The sequence below is a fragment of the Solemya elarraichensis gill symbiont genome, from assembly GCF_002021095.1.
Lineage (GTDB): Bacteria > Pseudomonadota > Gammaproteobacteria > Chromatiales > Chromatiaceae.
Genome location: NZ_MPRK01000308.1, coordinates 1 through 1,778, shown reverse-complemented (window position 1 = coordinate 1,778; position 1,778 = coordinate 1). Strand labels below are relative to the sequence as shown.

The following is a 1,778-nucleotide window of genomic DNA, read 5'->3' as shown; positions in this document are numbered from 1 at the left end:
AACCTTATGGTCCGGGTTTATCTATCTAAAAGAAGGGCGTAAAACTTTTAATAATTAATGCAAAGCCTGACTTGACTATTATCTAAAAAACACTATAATTCATCACCTATGCGGGAATAGCTCAGCTGGTAGAGCGTCACGTTGCCAACGTGAATGTCGCGAGTTCGAATCTCGTTTCCCGCTCTAAATTTAGAGATTAAGTTTTCAAAAAAAGATTAATATAAGTCTTTTTATTATCGCCTTTGTAAGTTTTAACATGGCTGGGTAGCAAAGCGGTTATGCAGGGGCCTGCAAAGCCTTATAGACCGGTTCGATTCCGGTCCCAGCCTCCAACTTTATATTTAATTTTTGTATTCTAAATCAAGTATTTAGAATACAATTCTTCTTAACCCAAGAAAGCATATACTACTTTAATGCCTTAAGTCGCAGGCGCAATGCATTAAGCTTGATAAATCCAGCTGCATCTTTTTGATTGTATGCCCCTTCATCATCCTCAAAAGTAGCGATTTTTTCACTGAATAAACTATCCTTAGATTGTCGACCTACAACAGTGACATTGCCTTTGTAGAACTTAAGACGAACAATACCATTGACTATTTCTTGAGTATTATCAATGGCAGCTTGTAGCATTTTGCGCTCTGGTGCAAACCAAAAGCCGTTATAAACCATTTCGGCATATTTGGGCATGAGTTCATCCTTAAGATGTGCTGCTGCTTGATCAAGGGTGAGTGATTCCATAGCGCGATGCGCCTTTAACATGACAGTTCCTGCAGGTGTTTCATAACAACCACGAGATTTCATACCCACAAAACGATTTTCTACAATATCATTACGACCAATGCCATGCGCACCTGCACGTTTGTTTAAATCTTCCATCACTGAAGCGGGACTCATTGTTTTGCCATTGATGGCTATAATGCCGCCTTTTTTGAAAGTAATCTCAACATATTCTGCCTTATTAGGTGCATTTTCAGGTGAAACTGTCCAACGCCACATATCTTCTTCAGGCTCTGCCCAGGGGTCTTCTAAAATACCACCTTCATAAGAAATATGCAATAAATTTGCATCCATTGAATAAGGGGATTTTTTTAATTGTTTTTTATAATCAATTTCAATACCGTGCTTTTGTGCATAGTCCATTAAACTTTCACGTGAGGACAAATCCCATTCACGCCAAGGCGCAATGACTTGTATATCTGCGTCTAATGCATAAGCATTTAACTCAAAACGAACTTGATCATTACCTTTTCCTGTTGCGCCGTGGCTAATTGCATCTGCGTCTTCCTGATGGGCAATTTCTACTAAACGCTTAGAGATAAGCGGACGAGCAATGGAAGTGCCTAATAAATATTCACCTTCATAAATGGCATTAGCTCGAAACATCGGAAATACAAAATCACGTACAAATTCTTCACGTAAATTTTCAATATAAACCTCTTTGACACCCGCGGCTTTTGCCTTAGTGCGTGCAAGCTCTACCTCCTCACCTTGACCAATATCAGCTGTAAAGGTAACCACTTCACACCGATAGGTATCTTGTAGCCATTTAACGATAATGCTTGTATCTAGTCCGCCAGAATAGGCGAGTACCACTTTTTTTATATTTATTTTGTTCATGTTTTCCTTTAATGTTAAAACTAATCTCAGCTTTAACCTTATTCTTATAACCCCAACGATGTGTAATTTTATCGTCTGTTAAATTGCGGATATCAGTAAAGAAGTAAATTTTACCTAAAGCATCCATTGGCTTCTACAATTACTTCAATAGATACTTTACC

General features: G+C 38.3%; 1 protein-coding gene and 2 tRNA genes. 2 read left to right on the top strand and 1 reads right to left on the bottom strand.

Annotation, left to right across the window (positions count from 1 at the left end):
- Positions 1 to 110 precede the first annotated feature (110 nt).
- Together BOW51_RS10490 and BOW51_RS10485 are read left to right on the top strand one after the other, a co-directional pair.
- Positions 111 to 183: transfer RNA gene (locus tag BOW51_RS10490), tRNA-Gly, on the top strand.
- A 75-nt stretch (positions 184 to 258) separates the two neighbouring features.
- A tRNA-Cys gene (locus BOW51_RS10485) sits at positions 259 to 332 on the top strand.
- Between the two features lie 73 nt (positions 333 to 405).
- Here BOW51_RS10485 and BOW51_RS10480 read toward each other — a convergent pair.
- On the bottom strand, positions 406 to 1,617 hold the full coding sequence (locus BOW51_RS10480) for an argininosuccinate synthase (protein ID WP_011737570.1): 1,212 nt from the start codon (positions 1,615 to 1,617) through the stop codon (positions 406 to 408).
- Positions 1,618 to 1,778: the final 161 nt, after the last annotated feature.